This window comes from Streptomyces sp. NPDC050842, from assembly GCF_044456565.1.
Lineage (GTDB): Bacteria > Actinomycetota > Actinomycetes > Streptomycetales > Streptomycetaceae > Streptomyces.
Genome location: NZ_JBITGA010000002.1, coordinates 770,152 through 791,858 on the forward strand (window position 1 = coordinate 770,152; position 21,707 = coordinate 791,858).

Consider the following 21,707-nt stretch of genomic DNA (forward strand, 5'->3'; position numbering starts at 1 on the left):
TTCACTGAGGATTGACGGCGCATGCGTTCGCCTGGTGAACTTATGTTCATCAATGAACGCGGGGGTGAGTGTCCGCCCACGCTTCGGGCCGTGTCAACGGCGACGGGTACGGTTTTCGCATCGTGACCGGCCCGCGACACGACCCGCGACACAGGCGCGACATAGGCGCGACACGGTCCGCGACCAGCAGGAGGAGACCAGACGATGGCGCAGCGCACGGAGCCGGACGAGCTCCCGGAGGAGCTCGTCGGGCCGCTGGAGCGTGGACTCGCCGTGCTGCGCGCGGTGGCCGCCGGACCCGGGACCCGCCACCGCCCCGGCGACCTCGCCCGCACCACCGGGCTCGCCCGGTCGACCGTCGACCGGGTCGCCACGACGCTCCTGCGCCTCGGCTACGTACGCGCCGAGGAGCGCGACCTGCTGCTCGCGCCGCGCGCGGCGGACCTGGGCAACGCCTATCTGTGCTCGACCGGGCTGCCCGAGGTCGTCGGTCCGCACGCCGTCGCCCTCGCCGACGCGCTCGACGAGTCCGTGTCCGTGGCGGTCCCCGACGGGGACGGGGTGCGCTTCGTGGCGCAGGCCGCGCGACGGCGCGCCATGGCGATCTCGTTCCGCGCGGGGGACGTCCTGCCGGCCGAACGCTGCGCGCCCGGGGCGCTGTTCGCCGCCGACTGGGCGGACGCGGAGTGGGAGACGTGGCGGGCGCGGCACCTGAAGGACCCGCTGGACGCCGCCTTCCCGGCGGTACCGCCCCGCACGCCCTCGGCATCGGCATCGGCATCGGCATCGGACGCGGACTCCGTCGAGAGCGACTTCCGCGCCCGCGCCGACCGGAGCCGTACGGACGGCTGGGCGGCCGACGACCAGCTCATCGAGGCCGGGCTGATCGCCGTCGCCCTGCCCGTACGCGACGCGACCGGCGCCGTCGCCTGCGCGGTCAGCGTCGTCAGCCACACGAGCCGTCACGACATCGACTCCCTCGCCGCCATCGCCCTGCCGCCGCTGCGCGCGGCCGTCGCGGCGATGGAGGCGGGCCTCGCGGCGGCCCCCGCGGCGGAGCGCGAGGCGCTGCCCACCGGTCCGGGTGCGGCGGCGCTCAAGGAGGAGTTGGGCGCGGGGTTCCTGCAGTCGCTCGCGCGCGGCCTGGACGTGCTGTGCGCGTTCGGGGCGGCCCGCGGCCCGGCCAGGCTGTCCGAGCTGGCCCGCCTGACGGGACTCCCCCGCGCCACCGCCCGGCGGTCGCTGATCACCCTGCGCCACTTGGGATACGTACGGGAGGACGACGACGGCTTCCGCGTGCTCCCCCGCGTCCTGGAGCTCGGCCACGCCCGTGTCTCGGGCCTCACGCTCGTCGAGATCGCCACCCCGCACCTCGCCGAACTGGTGGTCCGGGTCCACGAGTCGGCGTCCGTCGCGGTGCTCGACGGGGAGGACATCCGCTACGTCGCCCGCGTCGCGAGCTCCCGGATCATGCACATCGACATCAGGGTGGGCACCCGCCTGCCCGCCTACGCCACCTCGATGGGCCGGGTCCTGCTCGGCGCGCTGCCCGAGGGGGAACGCGCGGCGCTCCTCGCGGGTGTCACGCCCGAGGCGCTCACGCCCCACACGGTGACGACGCCCGAGGCGCTCGCCGAGGCGGTGGCCGAGACCGCGCGGCGCGGCTACGGGTGGGTGGAGCAGGAGCTGGAGGAGGGGCTGCGCTCGCTCGCGGCGCCGGTGACGGACGGCAGGGGCCGGGTGGTCGCCGCCGTCAACGTGGCGCTGCACGCGGGCCGCAGCTCCGCGGAGGAGAGCCTCGCCGCGCTGCTCCCCCACCTCCTCGGCACGGCCGCCGCGATCAGCGCCGACCTCGCCGCGGTGAGCCGGTGGTCCCCCGTGCGCGTGTCCTGAACCGGGGTCAGTCGCCGACCGCCAGGCGGACGGCGAAGAGGCCGATGACCGTCCCCGTGACCCGGTCGAGGATCCGGCGGGAGCGGGGCTTGCGCAGCCAGGTCCCGAGAGCGGTGGCGGAGGCGATCAGGACGGTCGACCAGATCATGCCCAGGGTGACGTGGACGCCGGTCAGGAGCAGGCCGGTGGTGAAGTGGGGTGCGTCGACGGGGATGAACTGCGGCAGGACGGCGACGTAGAAGACGCCCACCTTGGGGTTGAGGAGATTGGTCAGGGTGCCCTGGCGCCAGCCGCCGGACAGCGTGTCGGCGTTGCCGCCACCCGCCGTGTCCTCGGGAGCCGCGCCCCGTCCGCGGAAGGTGTCGTGGACCATGCGGCCCGCCATCCACAGCAGGTAGGCGGCGCCGGCCCAGCGCAGGATCTCGTACGCGAGCTGCGAGGCCGTGAGGAGGGCGGTCACGCCGAGCGAGGTGAGGGAGCCCCAGATGAGGGTGCCGGTCTGGATGCCGAGGACGACTCCCCACGCACGGGTCCGCCGGCCGAGGGCGGCGGTGCGCAGGATGAGGGCCGTGTCGAGGCCGGGGGTGAGAGTGAGGAGCCCTACGACGAGGGCGAAGGACCACAGCGCGGTACTCATTGCCATGGACGGCCACCGTATCGTAGGGCTCGGGGCAACCTGGCGCGCGGTCCCCGCGTCTCTCCGTACGGAGACCCCACTGCCACAGGGATCAGGGAACAGGACACGCGATGAGCGACAAGGCCCGCATACTCTTCGACGCGCTCGACCTCGACCACGACGGCGCTCTCACCCTCGCCGAGGTCGTCGGCGCCCTCCGGTCCAAGGGGCCGACGCTCGTCGCGCAGGGGGTCATTCCCGTCTGGGGTGTGGGGGGCGACGAGGAGTCGGCGGCCCTGTTCGACGCCGCCGACCAGAACGGCGACAAGGTCCTGTCCTTCGAGGAGTTCGCCGCCGTGGTCGACCGCCGTTTCGGCTGGTGACGTCCCGGACCGGTGGAACGCGGGTCGCCGCCGCGTAGAGTGTGCTCGGGCGCGCTGTGATCATGAGGAGAACGATGACCGCGGTGAGCCTTGAGCACACGCACGTCCCCGCCGACTCCGGCGAGGTGACCCTGCTGATAGCCCGCAGGGTCGAGCCCGGTCACGAGGCCGCTTTCGAGCGGTGGGCGAAGGGCATCCTGGAGAGCGCCGCGCGCTTCCCCGGCCACCTCGGCTACGGGTTCTTCCGCTCCTCGGGCGGGGACGCCCCCTGGTTCCTGGTCCACCGCTTCCGTGACGCGGCCGCGTGTCAGGCCTGGCAGGAGTCACCGGAGCGGGCCGCGTGGTTCGCCGACTGCCAGGGCCACCACCACACCGAGGTCGCGCGACGCCGGCTGACCGGCATGGAGACGTGGTTCGCCAAGCCGGGCTCGACGCGGCCGGCGCCTCCCCGGTGGAAGATGGCGATCAGCGCGACCCTGGCGATCTACCCCATCTCCCTCCTGGGCGGCTACTTCCTGACGCCCCGTCTGACCGCGCTGCCCATCGTGCTCAGCAGCGCGGTCATCGCCTGCGTCTTCAACGTCCTGATGACCTATGTGGCGATGCCCACGGTCAGCCGGCTGCTCCGGGGCTGGCTCAGCCCTCGATCGTGATCTCCCGCTTGAGGATCTTGCCGGTGGGGCCCTTGGGCAGACCCGGCACCAGCTGGACGATCCGCGGGTACTTGTACGGGGCCACGCGGTCCTTCACGAACTCGCGCAGTTCGTCAGCCGAGGCGTCGGCACCCGGCCGCAGGGTGACGACGGCCGCGATCTCCTCACCGTGCACGGCGTGCGGGACGCCCACCACGGCGGCCTCGGCCACGGCCGGGTGCTCGTAGAGGACCTCCTCGATCTCGCGCGGGTAGACGTTGTACCCGCCGCGGATCACCAGGTCCTTCTTGCGGTCCACGATGAAGTAGAAGCCGTCCTGGTCACGGCGCGCGAGGTCGCCGGTGCGGAACCAGCCGTCGGTGAAGGCGGCCGCGTCGGCCTCGGGCCGGTTCCAGTACCCGGCCATGACGTTCGGGCCCTGCACGGCGATCTCGCCGACGTCGCCGTCCGGGACGTCCTTGCCCTCGTCGTCGACGAGCCGGACGTGCACGCCGTCGATGGGGGTGCCGATCGATCCGGGCTTGCGCGGGCCGTCGAGGGCCCCGAAGGTGACCACCGGGGAGGTCTCGGACAGGCCGTAGCCCTCGACGACCGGACAGCCGAAGACGGCCTCGAAGCGGTGCAGCACCTCCACGGGCATCGCCGAACCGCCGGTCACGCACAGCCGCAGATCGCCGCCGCCGTCCGTGAGACCGGTCGAGCCGGCCGCGTCGGCGGCGGCGAGCAGGCCCAGGAACATGGTGGGCACGCCCTCCATCACCGTGACCCTGTCCCTGGAGAGGATGTCCAGCGCCTTCGCGGCGTCGAAGCGCGGCAGCAGGGTGATGCGCGCGCCGGTGAGGACCGCCGCGTTCAGCCCGCAGGTCTGGCCGAACACGTGGAAGAACGGCAGGCCGCCGAAGACCGTGTCCGATGCCGAGATGCCCAGGACGCGGGCCACGGCCGAGGTGTTGGACCCGAGGTTCCCGTGGGTGAGCCGGGCCCCCTTGGGGCGGCCGGTGGTGCCCGAGGTGTAGAGCAGTACGGCGAGGTCGTCGACGTCCCGGTCCACGACTCCGTCGCGCGGCTCGACGGCGGCCAGCGCGGGGCCGAAGCCCGGGTCCGTCACGTCGGTACACTCGATGCCCAGCTCCGCCGCCGCGGCTCCGGCCTCGCCCATGGCCGCGCCCCAGGCGAGGATCAGCCGGGCTCCGCAGTCACCGGCCGCGTACGCGATCTCGCCGGACTTGAGCAGCGGGTTCATCGGCACGGCGACCGCGCCGGCGCGCAGCACGCCGTAGTAGGCGACGGCGAAGTGCGGGATGTTGGGCAGCAGGATCGCGACGCGGTCGCCCGGTCCGACTCCCTTGGCCTCCAGCCAGCCGGCGACCCGGGCGCTGCGGTCGTCCAGCGAACGGTAGTCGAGCGTCAGGTCGTCCAGCTGGATCGCGATGCCGTCCGGCTGTGCCGCTGCGGTACGGGCCAGGTTGAGAGCCAGATTGGTCATCGTCGACCTCTTTCTGATCATTCGCGCTTAGTTCGTGCTTCGTTTCGTACGTCACACGGGAGCCGGACGCTCAGCGGCCAGGTTACCGGCCGGTTTTTTCACCCGCTTGCCGGTCCTCAGCTTGCCGCTAATGTCGATATATAGGCCATAAGTGCATCCCCTGTTCCCACACTCACGAGGTGAGGGGAAGGGGGGGTACGAGAGGAGCCTTCGATGACCCGAACATTGCGGAGCGCGATAGCCCTGGCGAGCGCCGCGGCGCTCGCCCTGGGCGCGGCGTCCGTGAGCGGAGCGGCCCAGCCGGGTGCGTCCGCCGCTCAGGGCGACGTGCGGATCGGCCTCCTGCTTCCGGAGAGCAAGACCACGCGGTACGAGAAATTCGACCGGCCCTACATCGAGGCCAAGATCAAGGAGCTGGCGCCCGACGCCCAGATCGACTATTACAACGCCGCCGAGAGCGCCACGACCCAGCAACAGCAGGTCAACACGGCACTCGCCAAGGGCGACAAGGTCCTCATCCTGGACGCCGTGGACGCGAAGTCGATCCAGTCCTCCGTGCAGAAGGCCCGGGACGCGGGCGTCAAGGTCGTCGCGTACGACCGCCTGGCGCAGGGGCCCGTCGACGCCTACGTCTCGTACGACAACCGCAAGGTGGGCGAGCTCCAGGGCCAGGCGCTCCTCGACGCGCTCGGCGACAAGGCCGACGGCGGCCAGATCGTGATGCACAACGGGTCGCCGACCGACCCGAACGCGGCCGAGTTCAAGGCCGGTGCGCACTCCGTCCTGGACGGCAAGGTGAAGATCGGCAAGGAGTACGACACACCGAACTGGGACCCGAACAACGCCAACCAGCAGATGTCCGGTGCCATCAGCTCCCTCGGCAAGGACAACATCGTCGGCGTGTACTCGGCCAACGACGGACTGGCCGCGGGCATCGCCACCGCCCTCAAGGCGGCGGGCATGAACGTGCCGCTGACCGGCCAGGACGCCCAGCTCGACGCGATCCAGCGGATCCTCCTCGGCACCCAGACGATCACGGTCGAGAAGCCGTACAAGCCGGAGGCCGACATCGCCGCCACGATGGCCGTCGACCTCGCCGAGGGCAAGGAGCTCCCGGCCGACCTGACGCCCACCACCGTGACCAGCGGCAGTGGCGAGAAGGTCCCGGCGAACCTGCTGACGCCGGTCGTCGTCGACAAGACCAACATCAAGGACACCGTCGTCAAGGACGGGCTGTACACGGTCGCGGAGATCTGCACCCCGGCCTATGCAGCGGCCTGCGAGGAAGCCGGTCTCCAGTAGCGCCTCCGGCAGCCGCGAGGTGATTCATCCCGGTGGGGCGGAGCGGCCCGTGCGAGCGGGCGAGCGGAGGAGGCGGTTCCATTGCCGGAGTCAGCCGTGCTCACACTGCGGGGCGTCTCCAAACGGTTCGGTGCGGTCCAGGCCCTGAAGGGGTTCGATCTGGAGGTCCACCCCGGCGAGGTCGTCGCCCTCGTCGGCGACAACGGCGCCGGCAAGTCCACCGCCGTCAAGGCGATCGCCGGGGTGAACCCGCCCGACGAGGGCGTCATCGAGTGGGAGGGCCACCCGGTCTCCATCAACCGGCCCCATGACGCCCAGAACCTCGGCATCGCCACCGTCTACCAGGACCTGGCCCTGTGCGACAACCTCGACGTGGTCGCCAACCTCTTCCTCGGCCGCGAGTTGCGCCGCTTCGGTGTGCTCGACGAGGTCCGCATGGACCAGCGCGCGCGGGAGCTGCTCGACACCCTGTCGATCCGCATCCCGAGCGTCCGGATCCCCGTGGCCTCCCTCTCCGGCGGTCAGCGCCAGACGGTGGCGATCGCCCGCTCGCTGATCGGCGAGCCGAAGGTCGTCATCCTGGACGAGCCCACGGCCGCCCTGGGCGTGGAGCAGACCGCCGAGGTGCTCGACCTGGTCGAGCGGCTCCGCGAGCGCGGCCTCGGGACCATCCTGATCAGCCACAACATGGTCGACGTGATGGCGGTCGCCGATCGGATCGCCGTGATGCGGCTCGGCCGGAACAACGGCTTCTTCGACAAGCGCTCCACGACCACCGAGGAGATCATCTCCGCGATCACGGGGGCCAGCGACAGCGCCGTCACCCGCCGCCAGGCGCGCAAGCGGGAGGAGGAGCAATGAGCCGCGACAGAGACGGCGCCGACGACGGCGCCACCCAGGAACCGGCGAAGGGCGCCGTACCGGCCGTGGACACGCGTCTCCTGGTCCGTGACGAGGGCATCAAGGGGTACCTCGGGGAGTTCCGCCGCAAGCTCCGCAGCGGTGAGCTGGGGTCCCTGCCCGTCATTCTGGCCGTGATCATCATCTGGACGGTCTTCGGCACCCTCGACAGCACGTTCCTCTCGGCCCAGAACCTCTCCGACCTCAGCCAGCAGATCGTCGGCACCGGCATGATCGCCGTCGGCATCGTCTTCGTGCTGCTGCTCGGAGAGATCGACCTCTCCGTCGGCTCGGTCAGCGGCCTGTGCGCCGCGATCTTCGCCGTGCTCAACGTCCTGAACGGGATGAACGAGTGGCTCGCGCTGCTGATCGCCATCGTGGGCGGCGCGGCCGTCGGTCTCATCCAGGGGTTCTTCTTCGCCGAGGTCGGCGTCCCGGCCTTCGTCGTCACGCTGGCCGGCAACCTCGCCTGGAACGGACTGATGCTCCAGGTGCTCGGCACCAGCGGCACGGTCAACATCCCCAGCGAGAGCATCGTCTCCAAGCTCTACTCGACGATCTACCACAGCCCGGCCGCCGCCTACGTGACCGCGGCGGTGGGCGTCGGGTTGTTCCTTGCCGCCCAGCTCCTGGACGCGCGGCGCCGGCGGACGGCACGGGTGCCGTCCCGGCCGATCGCCGAGATCGTCCTGCGTACGGCGGTGCTCGCCGCGATCGCCTTCGTCACGGCGTACATCCTCAACCAGTACCAGGGGCTCCCGCTGGCGCTCCTCATCTTCCTGATCCTGCTCGTGGTCCTGGACTTCGTACTGCGGCGCACCACGTACGGCCGGCGGATCTTCGCGGTGGGCGGCAACATCGAGGGCGCGCGCCGGGCGGGCATCAGCGTGCCGTTCGTCCGGATGAGCGTCTTCTCGATCGCCGGGACCATGGCGGCGGTCGGCGGCATCTTCCTCGCGGGGCAGATCCAGTCCGCGAGCCAGACCTCCGGCGGCGGCAACCTGCTGATGAACGTCATCGCCGCCGCGGTCATCGGCGGCACGAGCCTGTTCGGCGGGCGCGGCACGGTCTGGTCCGCGCTGCTCGGCGCGCTGGTGATCGGGTCCATCCAGTCGGGGATGAACATCATGGGTGTCAGCAACGCAGTCCAGTTCATGATCACGGGTTCGGTGCTGCTGGCCGCCGTGGTCGTCGACTCCCTGTCCCGCAGGAGCCAGAAGGCCGCGGGCCGGGCCTGATCCGCCGGAGGACCACCCCATGGGCACCGATACGGGCAAGGACCGCGACGACAGCCGGGACCGCGGCCGGAACGACGGCCGGAGCGAGACCGAGATGGAGCGCGCCGACCGGCGCTGGCAGGAGGTCATCCAGGAGATCCGTGTCGTCCAGACCGGTGTCCAGATCCTCCTCGGCTTCCTCCTCACCGTGGTCTTCACCTCTCACTTCCAGGGTCTCGAACAGACCGACAAGACGATCTACATCGTCACGGTCGTCCTCGGGTCCCTGGCGACCGGCGCGCTCATCGGGCCCGTGGCCCTGCACCGGATCGTGGCCGGGAGGCAGATCAAACCCCGGGCCGTCGTCTGGGCCGCCCGTCTCACCTTCACGGGCATCGTGCTCCTGCTCGCGACCCTGACGTCGGCCCTCCTCCTGGTCCTGCGCGTGGCCACCGGGGACGACTCGTACGTGCCGTGGATCGTCGCCGGTGTCCTCGCCTGGTACCTGCTCTGCTGGTTCGCCCTGCCCCTGTGGGTGCGCTTCCGCTACACCAGTGGGAGGTAGCCCGTCGCCGTCAGGGCCCGTCCGGGTCCGACGGGCCGGGGCCGATCCTCAGTTCGAAGTCGCCGTCGTACTGCTCGTGGCCCGCGATCACGGCGAGTTCGACGGCCTCGACCCCCGCCTCGCCGCGGACGATGAGCGGGTCCTTGCGCAGGTCGCGCATGAGCGCCACGCACATGCCGATCATGACGAGCACGAACGGCGCCGCCACCAGGATGGTGAGGTTCTGGAGCCCCGCGAGCGCGTCGCCCTGGCCGTCGCCGATGAGGAGCATGATGGCCGCGACCGCTCCGGTCAGCACGCCCCAGAAGACCACCACGGGACGGGTGGGTTCGAAGGTTCCGCGCTGGGAGAGCGTGCCCATGACGAGGGAGGCGGCGTCCGCGCCCGACACGAAGAAGATGCCGACCAGGACCATCACGAGCAGGCTCATGACGCCGGTGAGGGGGAACTCCTGGAGCACACCGAAGAGCTGCCCCTCGGGGGTGGACTCCCCCGCCAGGTCGCCCTGTTCGCTGAGCTTCATCGCCGTACCGCCGAAGATGGCGAACCAGACGAGGCTGACGGTGCTGGGCACCAGGATGACGCCGCCGACGAACTGGCGGATGGTCCGGCCCCGGCTGATGCGGGCGATGAACATGCCGACGAAGGGCGTCCAGGAGATCCACCAGGCCCAGTAGAAGACGGTCCAGCTGCCGAGCCAGTCGTGGATGTTCTCGCCGCTGGTCGCCTCGGTGCGGCCGGCGAGCTGCGGCAGCTGGTCGATGTACGCGGCGAGGGAGGTGGGCAGCAGGTCGAGCACGATGATCGTGGGGCCCGCCACGAAGACGAAGAGGGCGAGCACCACCGCGAGCACCATGTTGGTGTTGGACAGCCACTGGATGCCCTTCTCCACGCCGGAGACGGCGGAGAAGACGAAGGCCACGGTGAGGACGGCGATGATGCCGACGAGCAGCCCGGTGCCGGTCTTCTCCATCCAGCCGAGTTCCTCGATGCCGCTGCCGATCTGGAGCGCGCCGAGGCCGAGCGAGGCGGCGGAGCCGAAGAGGGTGGCGAAGATGGCCAGGATGTCGATGACGCGGCCGGGACCGCCGTTCGCCCGCCGTTCGCCGATGAGCGGGACGAAGACGGCGCTGATGGTCTGGCGGCGCCTGCGGCGGAAGGTGGAGTAGGCGATGGCGAGTCCGACGACGGCGTAGATCGCCCACGGGTGGAGCGTCCAGTGGAAGAGCGTGGTGGCCATGGCCGTCTGCATCCGCTCGGCCGAGTCGACGGGGTGGGTGCCGGGCGGCGGGGTGCCGTAGTGGGCGAGGGGTTCGCTCACGCCGTAGAACATCAGGCCGATGCCCATGCCCGCGCTGAACATCATGGCGATCCACGACACGGTCCGGAACTCGGGTCCCTCGCTCTCCTGGCCGAGGGTGATCCGGCCGTAGCGGCTGATGGCGAGCCACAGCGCGAAGATGACGAAGCCCGACGCGGCCAGCATGAACGCCCAGCCGCCGTCGCGGATCAGTCCGTCGAGGAGCTTGCTGGAGACGCTCTCCAGACTGTCCGTGGCCGTCGCGCCCCAGACGACGAACGCCAGGGTGAGCACGGCGGTGACACCGAAAACGATCCGGTCGGTACGGGCTTTGTGGTGGTGGTCGGGACGGCCGGGGAGGTCCGCCGTCACCGGCAGCCCTTCCCGGCCTCCCCGTTCGGCGCCTGACCGGCGGCCGTCCGGCCTCTCGTCTTCCTGCGGCACAGAGGTCACCTTTCACTGCATTACGGAAAAACGTGACGATGTATCCGTAAGGCAGTACCACAGGCGAGGCCGGACTCGGCGGACCAACAGGCGTTCCCGGCCCACGTGATGGCAGGTGACGCGGTGGCCGGACCGCGTGGAGGCCGCCTCGTCAGGTGACGGCGGCGCTCTCCAGGATGCCCTTGAGGGTGAGTTCGTCCCTCGGCATCTCCTTCCGCACGTGCGGGCGGACGACGAGCGGGACGATCGCCTTGCCGATGCCGTGGCCCTCGAAGTCGAGGGAGAGCGTCAGGCGCGACCGCTCGCCGCCGTCCAGCGGCTCGATGGTGCCCTGGACGTCACCGCGTACGGGGCCGTCGATGCCGTGCACGTGCCAGTGCCTCGGCGGTTCCAGCTCGATGACCTGCATGGTCGAAGTGAACTCCCGACGCCCGAGCCGCCGCGTGACGGCGACCTTCGAGCCGACCGCGAGCGGGGCGTCGCCCAGCCTCCGGACCGAGACCGCGCTCTCCTGCCATTCGGGCAGATGGGTCGGGTCGGTCACGTAGGAGAAGACGTCCGCGGGACTGCGGGATATGTCGATGGTTTCCGTGATGGCAGACATGGTGCCCTCTTCGTCCGGCGGGAGACCGCGCCGGGACCCGAGCCTCGGCGCGGGCTCGTTGTCACTTCCTACGAAAATGGTCCCACGGGCGACGGCGCCCCGCCAGTGACGGACGCGGGGGCGAGCCGGGGCCTCCTCACAGCGTGCCCCGTGCCGCTGTGTGACCGGCGTTACGGACCATGATCGGCGCGGTTGACACAGGCGTAACGGGCATTCCGTACGGTCGGGGCTCGAACGGTTCCACAGAGAGGCGCCCCGGTGACCCCACACGACACGCAGGACCCACGGGACGCCGCCGCCGCTCAGGTGCGGACCGTCTGCTCGTACTGCGGTGTGGGCTGCGGCATGCTCCTCGACATCGGCCTGGGGCCCGACGGCCGCCGTACGGTCCTCAAGGCGACCGGCGACAAGGACCATCCCGCCAACCGCGGGCGCCTCTGCACCAAGGGCGCCACCACCGCCGACATGCTCGCCGCGCCCGGACGCCTGACCACCGCCCTCGTCCGGGACGACCGTGCCGCCGCGCCCGTCCCCACGGACACCGGCCGCGCCATCGCCGAGACCGCCCGCCGGCTGCGGGCCGTCGTCGACGAGCACGGCCCCGACGCCTTCGCGCTGTACGTCTCGGGCCAGATGAGCCTGGAGGCCCAGTACCTCGCCAACAAGCTCGCCAAGGGCTTCATCGGCACGAACCAGATCGAGTCGAACTCCCGCCTCTGCATGGCGAGCGCCGGCACCGGCTACAAGCTCTCCCTCGGCGCCGACGGCCCGCCCGGCTCCTACGACGACTTCGAGAAGGCCGACGTCTTCCTCGTCATCGGCTCCAACATGGCCGACTGCCACCCCATCCTCTTCCTCCGCATGATGGACCGGGTCAAGGCCGGGGCGAAGCTGATCGTCGTCGACCCCCGGCGGACGGCCACCGCCGACAAGGCCGACCTCTTCCTGCAGATCAAGCCGGGCACGGACCTCGCGCTCCTCAACGGCCTGCTGCACCTGGTGCACGAGAACGGCCACACCGACCCCGACTTCGTCGCCGCGCACACCGAAGGCTGGGAGGCGATGCCGCCGTTCCTCGCCGACTACCCGCCCGCGACCGTCGCCGCGCTCACCGGCATACCCGAGCAGGACATCCGCACCGCCGCCGAGTGGCTCGGCCTGGCGCGGGAGTGGACCAGCTGCTGGACCATGGGCCTCAACCAGTCCACCCACGGCACCTGGAACACCAACGCCCTGATCAACCTCCACCTGGCCACCGGCGCGATCTGCCGCCCCGGCTCCGGCCCCTTCTCCCTCACCGGCCAGCCCAACGCCATGGGCGGCCGCGAGATGGGCTACATGGGCCCCGGCCTCCCCGGGCAGCGCTCGGTGCTCGTCGCCGAGGACCGGGCCTTCACCGAGGAGCTCTGGGAGCTCCCGCCGGGCACGCTCCGCGAGGACGGCTCCGGCACCGGCACGATCGACCTCTTCCGGCGCATGGCGGAGGGCGAGATCAAGGCGTGCTGGATCATCTGCACCAACCCGGTCGCCTCCGTCGCCAACCGCGCCACGATCGTCGCGGGGCTGCGGGCCGCCGAACTGGTCGTCACCCAGGACGCGTTCGCCGAGACCGAGACCAACGCCTACGCCGACGTGGTCCTGCCCGCCGCGCTGTGGACCGAGGCCGAGGGCGTGCTGATCAACAGCGAGCGGACGCTCACGCTCGCCCGGCCGGCGGCCGACCCGCCCGGCGAGGCCCTCGCCGACTGGCGGATCATCGCCCGCGTCGCCCAGGCCATGGGGTACGAGAAGGCGTTCGCGTACGAGAGCGCCGAGGAGGTCTTCGAGGAGATCAGGCGCGCCGCGAACCCGAAGACCGGCTACGACGTGAGCGGGGTGACGTACGAGCGGCTGCGCGCGACCCCCGTCCAGTGGCCGGCCGCGCCCGGGGGTCCGGACCGCAACCCGATCCGCTACGTGGACGGCGACGGCACGGGCCCCGTCTTCCCGACGGCGAGCGGCCGGGCGGTCTTCCACGCCCGCCCCCACATCGACGCCGCCGAGATGCCCGACGACGAGCATCCGTTCGTCCTCAACACCGGCCGCCTCCAGCACCAGTGGCACACCCTCACCAAGACCGGGAAGGTCGCCAAGCTCAACAAGCTCAACCCGGCGCCCTTCGTCGAGGTGCACCCCGAGGACGCCGAGCGGCTCGGCATCGCTGACGGCGACGCCGTGCGGATCGCCTCGCGACGCGGGGAGGTCGTGCTCCCCGCGGTGCTCACCGACCGGGTCATGCCGGGCTGCTGCTTCGCGCCGTTCCACTGGAACGACCTGTTCGGCGAGGGGCTGTGCGTCAACGCCGTCACCAGCGACGCCGTCGATCCCCTCTCCTTCCAGCCCGAGCTGAAGGTGTGCGCGGTGGCGCTGACGAAGGCCCCCGCTCCGGCCACGATGCCCACCCGGTCCTCGGCCGCCGTCGCCCCGCGCGTGGTGATCCCGAGCGGGGTCGTGCCGTCCGGGCCGGCCGCCGCCTTCGGCCTCGCACCGGCCCCGCCGCCCGTCCTCAGCGCCGAGGAGCGGCAGTACCTCGTCGGCTTCCTCGCGGGCCTGGAATCGGGCGCACCCGGCGTGCCCGTGCTGCCGCCCGGAGCACCCTTCCGCGACGAGCACGCCCACTGGGTGAACGGCGTGCTCGCCGGCCTGTACTCCCGTACGCCGGAGGGCTCGGGGCCTCCGCGGGACTCCCGGGAGGACGAGCGCGCGGCGGGCCGCGAGGTCGTCGTGCTGTGGGCCTCGCAGACCGGCAACGCCGAGGAGTTCGCGGCGGCCACCGCCGAACGGCTCCTCGCGGCGGGGCACCGGCCCGCCCTCACCGGCATGGACACGACCGGCCTCAAGGCCCTCCCGCCCACGGCCGATCTGCTGCTGATCACCAGCACGTTCGGGGACGGGGACGCGCCCGACAACGGCTCCGGCTTCTGGGACGAGCTCACCGCGCCCGACACCCCGCGGCTCGACGGGCGGCGCTACGCCGTCCTGGCGCTCGGGGATTCCTCGTACGGCGACTTCTGCGGGCACGGGCGGCGCCTGGACCACCGGCTGGACGAGCTCGGGGCCGTACGGCTGGCGCCCCGTACCGACTGCGAGCCCGATTTCGAGACCTCCGCCCACGCCTGGCTCGACCAGGTCCTCGCGGGCCTGTCCGACAGCCGGCAGGCACCCCCGGCGGCCTCTGCCGTACCGCCCGCCTCGGCCGCGCCGGCTTCGGCGCCCGCGCGCCGGCCCGGGCCCGCCACCACGCCCGCGCGGCTCGTCGGCAACCGGCTCCTCTCCCTGCCCGGGGCGGGGAAGGAGGTGCGGCGCTTCACCTTCGACACACGCGACGGCGGGGCTCCGCTCGGCTACGAGACCGGCGACGCGCTGGGCGTCCAGCCCGTCAACTGCCCCGGGCTCGTCGCCGAATGGCTGGCCGCCACCGGCCTCGACGGGGACGCGCCCGTGGAACTCCCCGGGTCCGGTCACGTCCCCTTCGGCGAGGCCCTGCACCACCACCTCGACATCACCCGCACCCCGTCCGCGTTCCTCGGCTTCGTCACGGAACGGACCGGCGACCGGGAACTGAAGCGGCTCCTCCGCCCCGACAACAAGGACGGGCTCGCCCGGTGGTCCTGGGGCCGCCAGGCCGTCGACGTCATCGCTGAGCACCCCGTCCGCGCCACCGCGCAGGAGTGGACCGACGTCCTGGGCCGCCTCAGGCCCCGGCTGTACTCGATCTCCTCCAGCCCGCTCACCGACCCCCACCAGGTCTCCCTGACGGTCTCCGTCGTCCGCTACGAGAACCTGCGCGGCCGGCCCCGCAAGGGCGTCTGCTCGCCGTTCCTCGCCGACGCCGAACCCGGCTCCCCCGTCCCGGTCTTCGTCCAGCGCGCGCCGCACTTCCGGCCCCCCGCCGACCCCACGACCCCGATGGTGATGGTCGGCCCCGGCACGGGCGTGGCCCCCTTCGTCGGCTTCCTCGACGAGCGCCGCGCGCTCGGGCACCGCGCGCCGAACTGGCTCTTCTTCGGCGAGCAGCACCGCGCCACCGACTTCTACTACGAGGACGAGCTCGCCGCCCTCCTCGCCGACGGCACCCTGGACCGGCTGGACACCGCCTTCTCCCGCGACCAGCGCGCCAAGGTCTACGTCCAGGACCGGATGCGGGAGCGCGGCCCGCAGCTGTGGTCCTGGCTCCAGTCCGGCGCGCACTTCTACGTCTGCGGCGACGCGGCCAGGATGGCGAAGGACGTCGACCGGGCCCTGCGGGACATCGCCGTCACGCACGGCGGCCACGACGAGGAGTCGGCGGCCGTGTACGTGAAGCAGCTCGCCGCCGACAAGCGCTACGTCCGGGACGTGTACTGAGCGCCGCGGAGGGTACTGAGCGCCGCGCACAGGGATGGGTGCCGAGCGCCGCGTCCGCGGACGGGTGCTGACGGTCCGGGGCGCGTACGGACCGCGGCGACGCGGAGGGCCGTCAGGGCCGGCCGGCCTCGTCCACTTCCGCGCGGGTGCGCGCGCCGTTGGCCGTGAGCCAGGCGACGACCTCCGCTGCCTGTTCGGTCTCTCCGGCGCGGGCGATGTCGAGCGGGGTGAGGCCGCCCCAGCCGATCCGGTCGGGGTCCGCTCCGGCGGCGCGGAGCCGGACGGCGGTGGAGAGCCGTCCGCCCTGGCAGGCGCCCCAGAACGCCTCGGTGATCTCTTCCGGGGAGGGCGGCGGTGTGGCCCGGAGCCGGGCCTCGACCACCTCGTCGAGCCCGAGCCTCGCGGCGTCCTGGAAGGTGGGCCGGGCACCCAGTTCGAGCAGGCGGCGTGCCGCGCGCCACTGCCCGAAGGCGCGGGCGTCGGCCAGTGGCGTCCCGCCCGCGATGACGGCTCCGTCGGCCTCGATGTCGGCACCGGCGGCGACGAGAGCGTCGATCATCGGGACGTCGTCGTTGCTCGCCGCCCAGTGGAGGGGGGTCTCGCGGTGTGCCCCGGTGAAGCGGGCGTCCGGGTCGGCGCCCGCCGCGACCAGGACGGCGACGGTCTCGGGTCCGCGCGGCACGTGACCGGGCCAGTCGGTGGCCAGATGCAGCAGGCTCCGCCCACCGGGGCCGCGTCCTTCCCGGTCCTCGACGACCCGGGCGACGGCGAGGCCGGGGTCGCCGGCGAGCAGGCGGCGCAGCGCGTCGAGGTCGCCTGAGCGGATCGCCTCGGTGACGGCGACGGCCACGGGGTCCTGGGAGCGCAGCGAGCGCGGAGTCGGCATGGGGACAGCGTGCCGCACGGGCCCCGCGATTTCCGCCGTGCGCGGAGCCTTGTCAGCCCCGTGGCCCGACCCTATCCTCGCCGACAGAAAGCGCTTTCCATGTTTCCGCGGGAGCCCGGCATGCGGGGCCGGACTCCCGTACCCCGACGACGAATCAGGAAGGCGACGATCATGAGACGAGCAGTCGCACGACGACTCCAGGCGGCGCTGGCCGCGTCGGCCATCGCGGCCGTGACAGGGGCCGTCCTCTCGGCACCCGCGGCCTCGGCGGCGACCGGTGGCGCCACCGGCTACGCGACGCAGAACGGCGGGACCACCGGCGGCGCCGGCGGGCAGACCGTACGGGCCACCACGGGGACCGCGATCCACGCGGCCCTGTGCGGCCGGGCCAGCAGCAGCACCCCGATCACCATCGAAGTCGAGGGGGCCATCAACCACGCCAACACCAGCCAGGTGTCGGGCGGCAGTTGCAGCACCGCCGCCGGGGTGATCGAGCTCAAGCAGATCAGCAACGTCACCCTCGTCGGCGTCGGCTCCGGAGCCGTCTTCGACCAGCTGGGCATCCACATCCGTCAGGCGAGCAACATCGTCATCCAGAACGTGACCGTACGGAACGTCAAGAAGTCCGGCTCGCCCACGTCCAACGGCGGTGACGCCATCGGCATGGAGAGCGACGTCCGGAACGTCTGGGTGGACCACGTCACCCTGGAGGCCTCGGGCGGCGAGTCGGAGGGCTTCGACGGTCTCTTCGACATGAAGGACAACACCCAGTACGTGACGCTGTCCTACAGCACCCTGCGCAACTCCGGCCGGGGCGGCCTCGTCGGGTCCAGCGAGAGCGACCTCTCGAACGGCTTCATCACGTACCACCACAACCTGTACGAGAACATCGACTCCCGCGCGCCCCTCCTGCGCGGCGGTACGGCCCACATCTACAACAACCACTACGTGAGCCTCAACGAGTCCGGCATCAACTCCCGGGCCGGGGCCCGCGCCAAGGTCGACAACAACTACTTCGAGGACTCGAAGGACGTCCTCGGCACCTTCTACACCGACGCGGCCGGGTACTGGCAGGTCAGCGGCAACATCTTCGACAACGTGACCTGGTCGAGCCCCGGAACCGACAACAACCCGGCGGGACCGAACCCGCAGTCCAACACCACGGTGACCATCCCGTACGCCTACACCCTCGACGCGGCGAGCTGCGTGCCGAGCGTCGTGAGCCGGACGGCGGGTGCCGGCAAGGGCCTCCAGGTGTCGGACGGCGCCTGCTCGCCCCAGACCCCGACCCCGACCACTCCGGCGCCGACCACCCCGGCGCCGACGACCCCCGCCCCCACCACTCCGGCTCCGACGCCGACTCCGACCTCGTCCCAGCCGAGCGGGACGAACCTCAGCATCGGGGCAGGTTCCGACGGCTCGAGCAAGGCCGACGGGACGAGCTACGGGAACGTGCGGGACGGCGACCCGGGCACCTACTGGTCGCCGGCCGGCGCGACCGGTTCCGTGTCGATCAAGTGGGGCTCCCCCACCGCCGTGTCCAAGGTCGTCGTCAAGGAGACGGCAGGCGCCACGGGCCGGATCGGATCCTGGCGGGTGCTCAACGCCGACACCGGGGCCGTCCTGACCTCCGGCAGCGGCGCGGGGGTCATCACCTTCGCCCGGACGACCTTGAGCAAGGTGACCTTCGAGATCACCGGCTCGTCGGCGACACCGCAGGTCGCCGAGTTCGAGACGTACGCCGGATAGCGGCGCCGCCTCACCGCCTCACCCGCCCGCCGGGCCCGGATTCACCGGACCCGGCGGGTCGCGCGCCGTCCCGGCTCAGCTCACGAACTCCCGGTCGCCGTAGCGCACCTGGGCCTCGTTCCAGTCGGCGCCGAGCGCGGCCGTGAACGTGCGGGCCAGCGGCAGGTCGGCGACCGGGGCGATGAGGATCAGCCGGCCGTCGAGGGTGACCGAGCCGCCCCCGAGCTTCTCGCGGGCCTCGGCGTCCGCGAGCAGCGCCGCCCGCAGATCGCCCGGGGTGACTCCGGGGACGTCGATCTCGACGGCGTCGGTCTCCGGCGACGTCCACGGCAGGCAGCGGAAGGTGAGCACGGACTCCTGGTCGTACTCCTTGGCGATGACGCCCGCGATGTGGTGGAGCCCGTCGCGGCCGACCCTGTTCACGTCGAACTCGCGCGACCGCTCGTACGTGGCCTGCTTCAGGTCGGTGGACCAGAAGACGCCGTCCAGGAGCTCCGAGGCGCCGGGCCGGGCTCCGTGGGCCCGGATGATGGCGCGCACCTCGTGGCCGAACCGCGTCAGCCGGGTGTCGAGCCGGGGGTCCTCGGGATCCGTGATGATCGCGGTGTTGTCGGTGGCGAAGAGCTCCGCGGTGGTGCGGCAGCCCTGCTCGCCGGGGCTCGCGTAGGTGTGCTCTGCGTGCCCGCGATCCCCAGCATCAGGGTGGCGACGACGGTGGTCAGGACGCGGGACTTCCGCTGGGCGGTGGTGTGGTTCATGGCGTGATCAACGAGGCGGGGACGCGGGCGTCGCGTCGCCTTCGCCCGGTCGGCCCCGCCCCGGTCTCAGGGTGCCGGGTGGAGGTGTGCCAGGCCCTCGACGAGGAGGCCGAGGCCGAAGGCGAACTCCTCGTCGACGGAGACGGACGTGAGGGTCTCGGCGGCCTGGAGGATCGCGGGGTACGCGGCCGGGTCGAGCCCCCGGTAGAAGGCGGCGAGCTGCGGGCCGTCGTCGGGCGCGGCGGCGGGGCCGTACTGCTGGGCCGCGAAGCCGATGACGTAGTGCGTGACGGCGGTGAAGGCGCGGGCGGCGAGGTCCGACGGCAGCCCGTGTGCCAGGAGGGCGCTCAGGACGCGTTCGCGCTGGGCGAGTCCGTGGGGGCCGACGGGGACCTGGGCCGTGAGCAGCGGCAGGGTGTGGGGGTGCCGGCGCAGGGTGTCGTGGACGCGGTGGGCGGTGACGGTGACGGCGTCCCGCCAGTCGGCGCGGGCGGCGAGGTCGTCGAGGGCGGCCTCGCCGAGGACGCGGTCGACGACGTACGCCAGGATCTCGTCCTTGCCGTCGAAGTGACGGTAGAGGGTGGCCGTACCGGAGTTCAGGGCGTCGGCGAGCATGCGCAGGGAGAAGGCCTGGGTGCCGTGTTCGTCGACGAGGCGCAGGGCGGTGCCGACGATGCGCGCGGTGTCGAGGGAGGGGCGGCCGCGCCGGGGCTCCACCGCGGGGGCGGGGGCGGGACGCGCCGCCCACCAGGCGGGGCTGCCGGGGAGTGGCGGGGTGGCGGCCATGGTCCGGGGCCTCTCTCGCTGCGCGGGGCTCACCCGGCGGTTCCGGGTGGCGCGGTGGACACCGTACCCGGCGGCCCCGCGCCCTCCCCCTGGCCCGGTGGCGTCAGGCGGCCGGGATGTCGGCGGTGTCCGTCACGTGGTCGATGTCGCCGACGTATCCGTCGGGACGGACGAGCACGACGGTGTCCTCGGTGATGCCGTACGCGGTGAGCAGGGCCGCCTCGCGTGGCGTGCGTGGCGCGGTGTGCGGCAGCACGACGTGGCGGTGTACGGGGACTCCGCCGGCCCGCGGGGCGTGGCTCTCCACGGCCGCCGCGGCGCGGGCGCCGAACGCGAGGGCGGTGAAGTGCGGGCCGCGGTAGAGGTCGAAGAGCCTCGTCGCCTCTCCGGTGGGGCGCGGCAGGAGCGCGTCGGGGGCGCGGTCGCCGCGGCGCAGGGTCGCGGTGCGGGGCGCGTCGGCGGGAGCGAGCGGGCCGCCGAAGTAGGAGATGCCCAGCTGGTGTTCGTCCTGGCCGCGGGTGAGCTTGCCGGGGCGCGTGCCGCGCAGGCCTTCGTACAGTTCGGTGGAGCGGCCGAGTACCTGCGCGGCGACGGGGCGCCGCTCGGCCTCGTAGCTGTCGAGGAGGGAGTCGTCGGCGCCCGCGAGGACCTGATGGAGTTTCCAGCCGAGGTTGTGGGCGTCCTGGACGCCGGTGTTCAGGCCTTGCGCGCCGGCCGGTGTGTGGACGTGGGCGGCGTCGCCGCACAGCAGCAGCCGGCCGTTCCGGTAGCGCTCGGCGAGGCGGACGTTGGGGCGGAAGACCGAGGTCCAGGTGATGTCGCGCAGGGTGAGGGAGCGGTCGGCGCGGCGGCGCAGGAGGCCTGCGAGGAACTCGGGACCGGTGGGTCCATCGAGTCCGTCGAGTCCGTCGACGGTGTCGCCCGGTCGCGTCCTGAACATGATCTGGAAGCGGTTCCCCTCGCCGGGCAGCGGGCACGCCGCGACGCTGCGGCCCCGGACGCTGGGCCAGATGTGCCAGCGGTCACGCGAGAGGCCGTCGACCGTGCCGTCGACGAGGATCATCCGGTCGGCCTCGTCGGTGGTGCCCTCGAAGGCGATGCCCGCGGCCTTCCGCACGGTGCTGGAGCCTCCGTCCGCGCCGACGACGTACCGCGCGGTCAGGAGGCGGCCGTCGTCGAGGCGTACCGCGCAGGACGTGGCGTCCTGGGTGATCTCCACGGCCCGGGCGTCGAAGTCGACGCGTACGCCGAGGCGTTCGACGGCGTCGCGGAGGAGGTCGGTGGTGGCGTACTGCGGGAGCAGCAGTACGTCGGGGTACGGGGTGCCCGCGCTGTCCGGGGCGGTGGCGTGCATCCGCCAGCTCTTCGTGAACGGGCCCACGTGCAGGCCCATCGGCGGGTAGGCGCCGCCCGCCGCGAGCGCGGCCCGGGCAAGGCCGAAGTCGTCGAGGACTTCGAGCGTGCGCGGCTGGATGCCCTTGGCCCGCGAGCCCGCGAAGCCCTTCCCGGCGCGTTCGACGAGCCGGACCGGGAGTCCGCGGCGGGCCAGGTCGAGGGTGAGGGCGAGCCCTACGGGCCCCGCGCCGACGACGATGACCGAGGCGTCCGTCCGGACCCCTTCGCTTCCCGTTTCGTTCATTGCCGCTGCCTCTCGTCCACGTCGACACGTTTAACGGATACACCGTATCCGGAAAAGCGAGGAGGGTGGGCCGGGGGGCAGGTCGTGACGCATTGTCGCCAAACGGACACGTTCCGGTGTCAGGCGGTGCATGGTGGACG

Annotated in this window: 17 protein-coding genes; 9 read left to right on the top strand and 8 right to left on the bottom strand. The window is 72.2% G+C overall.

The features are described from left to right. Window positions 1-204: 204 nt before the first annotated feature. A complete protein-coding gene (locus ACIBG6_RS08670) occupies window positions 205-1,893 on the top strand; it encodes an IclR family transcriptional regulator C-terminal domain-containing protein (protein ID WP_399221840.1) in 1,689 nt (562 codons plus the stop codon). A gap of 7 nt (window positions 1,894-1,900) precedes the next feature. Here the strand turns inward: ACIBG6_RS08670 and ACIBG6_RS08675 are convergent, their stop codons facing one another. Then, window positions 1,901-2,536, bottom strand: a complete 636-nt coding sequence (locus ACIBG6_RS08675; protein ID WP_399221841.1) for a LysE family translocator — start codon at window positions 2,534-2,536, stop codon at window positions 1,901-1,903. A gap of 104 nt (window positions 2,537-2,640) precedes the next feature. On the opposite strand from ACIBG6_RS08675, the gene ACIBG6_RS08680 reads away from it, so the two are divergent. Together ACIBG6_RS08680 and ACIBG6_RS08685 are read left to right on the top strand one after the other, a co-directional pair. Further along, on the top strand, window positions 2,641-2,892 hold the full coding sequence (locus tag ACIBG6_RS08680; RefSeq protein WP_399221842.1) for an EF-hand domain-containing protein: 252 nt from the start codon (window positions 2,641-2,643) through the stop codon (window positions 2,890-2,892). Between the two features lie 74 nt (window positions 2,893-2,966). Beyond that, a complete protein-coding gene (locus ACIBG6_RS08685) occupies window positions 2,967-3,545 on the top strand; it encodes an antibiotic biosynthesis monooxygenase (RefSeq protein WP_399221843.1) in 579 nt (192 codons plus the stop codon). Here ACIBG6_RS08685 and ACIBG6_RS08690 read toward each other — a convergent pair. Beyond that, on the bottom strand, window positions 3,529-5,031 hold the full coding sequence (locus tag ACIBG6_RS08690) for a long-chain fatty acid--CoA ligase (RefSeq protein WP_399221844.1): 1,503 nt from the start codon (window positions 5,029-5,031) through the stop codon (window positions 3,529-3,531). The genes ACIBG6_RS08685 and ACIBG6_RS08690 overlap by 17 nt on opposite strands. A 213-nt stretch (window positions 5,032-5,244) precedes the next feature. Between ACIBG6_RS08690 and ACIBG6_RS08695 the strand changes: the two genes are divergently transcribed. The 4 genes from ACIBG6_RS08695 (at window position 5,245) to ACIBG6_RS08710 (ending at window position 9,015) form a co-directional block, all read left to right on the top strand. Next, window positions 5,245-6,333, top strand: a complete 1,089-nt coding sequence (locus ACIBG6_RS08695) for a substrate-binding domain-containing protein (RefSeq protein ID WP_329619600.1) — start codon at window positions 5,245-5,247, stop codon at window positions 6,331-6,333. 96 nt (window positions 6,334-6,429) lie between these two features. Beyond that, complete coding sequence (locus ACIBG6_RS08700; protein ID WP_399221845.1) at window positions 6,430-7,194, top strand: ATP-binding cassette domain-containing protein; 765 nt, start codon at window positions 6,430-6,432, stop codon at window positions 7,192-7,194. Further along, a complete protein-coding gene (locus ACIBG6_RS08705; protein ID WP_399221846.1) occupies window positions 7,191-8,471 on the top strand; it encodes a sugar ABC transporter permease in 1,281 nt (426 codons plus the stop codon). The genes ACIBG6_RS08700 and ACIBG6_RS08705 overlap by 4 nt, the downstream gene beginning before the upstream one ends. 19 nt (window positions 8,472-8,490) lie before the next feature. Beyond that, window positions 8,491-9,015: a DUF6328 family protein gene (locus tag ACIBG6_RS08710; protein ID WP_399221847.1), complete on the top strand. Its 525-nt coding sequence runs from the start codon at window positions 8,491-8,493 to the stop codon at window positions 9,013-9,015. A gap of 10 nt (window positions 9,016-9,025) precedes the next feature. Here ACIBG6_RS08710 and ACIBG6_RS08715 read toward each other — a convergent pair whose 3' ends face one another. Together ACIBG6_RS08715 and ACIBG6_RS08720 are read right to left on the bottom strand one after the other, a co-directional pair. Beyond that, complete coding sequence (locus ACIBG6_RS08715; RefSeq protein WP_399221963.1) at window positions 9,026-10,693, bottom strand: BCCT family transporter; 1,668 nt, start codon at window positions 10,691-10,693, stop codon at window positions 9,026-9,028. A 217-nt stretch (window positions 10,694-10,910) separates the two neighbouring features. After that, the gene (locus ACIBG6_RS08720) at window positions 10,911-11,363 is read right to left on the bottom strand and encodes an SRPBCC family protein (RefSeq protein ID WP_399221848.1); all 453 of its coding nucleotides are present in this window, start codon (window positions 11,361-11,363) and stop codon (window positions 10,911-10,913) included. Window positions 11,364-11,708: 345 nt separating this feature from the next. On the opposite strand from ACIBG6_RS08720, the gene ACIBG6_RS08725 reads away from it, so the two are divergent. After that, window positions 11,709-15,749 carry a molybdopterin-dependent oxidoreductase gene (locus ACIBG6_RS08725; RefSeq protein WP_399221964.1) on the top strand — a complete coding sequence of 1,347 codons (4,041 nt, stop codon included), beginning with the start codon at window positions 11,709-11,711 and terminating at the stop codon, window positions 15,747-15,749. A 112-nt stretch (window positions 15,750-15,861) separates the two neighbouring features. Here ACIBG6_RS08725 and ACIBG6_RS08730 read toward each other — a convergent pair whose 3' ends face one another. Continuing rightward, window positions 15,862-16,635: an ankyrin repeat domain-containing protein gene (locus ACIBG6_RS08730; protein ID WP_399221849.1), complete on the bottom strand. Its 774-nt coding sequence runs from the start codon at window positions 16,633-16,635 to the stop codon at window positions 15,862-15,864. Window positions 16,636-16,806: 171 nt separating this feature from the next. On the opposite strand from ACIBG6_RS08730, the gene ACIBG6_RS08735 reads away from it, so the two are divergent. After that, window positions 16,807-18,384, top strand: a complete 1,578-nt coding sequence (locus ACIBG6_RS08735) for a polysaccharide lyase family 1 protein (RefSeq protein ID WP_399221850.1) — start codon at window positions 16,807-16,809, stop codon at window positions 18,382-18,384. Window positions 18,385-18,459: 75 nt separating this feature from the next. Here ACIBG6_RS08735 and ACIBG6_RS08740 read toward each other — a convergent pair whose 3' ends face one another. The 3 genes from ACIBG6_RS08740 to ACIBG6_RS08750 all read right to left on the bottom strand — a co-directional run bounded on the left by ACIBG6_RS08740 (window position 18,460) and on the right by ACIBG6_RS08750 (window position 21,567). After that, window positions 18,460-18,924, bottom strand: coding sequence for a hypothetical protein (locus tag ACIBG6_RS08740; protein ID WP_399221851.1), 465 nt, complete (start codon window positions 18,922-18,924; stop codon window positions 18,460-18,462). 284 nt (window positions 18,925-19,208) lie between these two features. Next, window positions 19,209-19,928 (bottom strand): TetR/AcrR family transcriptional regulator, encoded by a 720-nt coding sequence (locus ACIBG6_RS08745; RefSeq protein WP_399221852.1) that lies wholly within the window; start codon window positions 19,926-19,928, stop codon window positions 19,209-19,211. 103 nt (window positions 19,929-20,031) lie between these two features. Beyond that, a complete protein-coding gene (locus ACIBG6_RS08750; protein ID WP_399221853.1) occupies window positions 20,032-21,567 on the bottom strand; it encodes an FAD-dependent monooxygenase in 1,536 nt (511 codons plus the stop codon). Window positions 21,568-21,707: the final 140 nt, after the last annotated feature.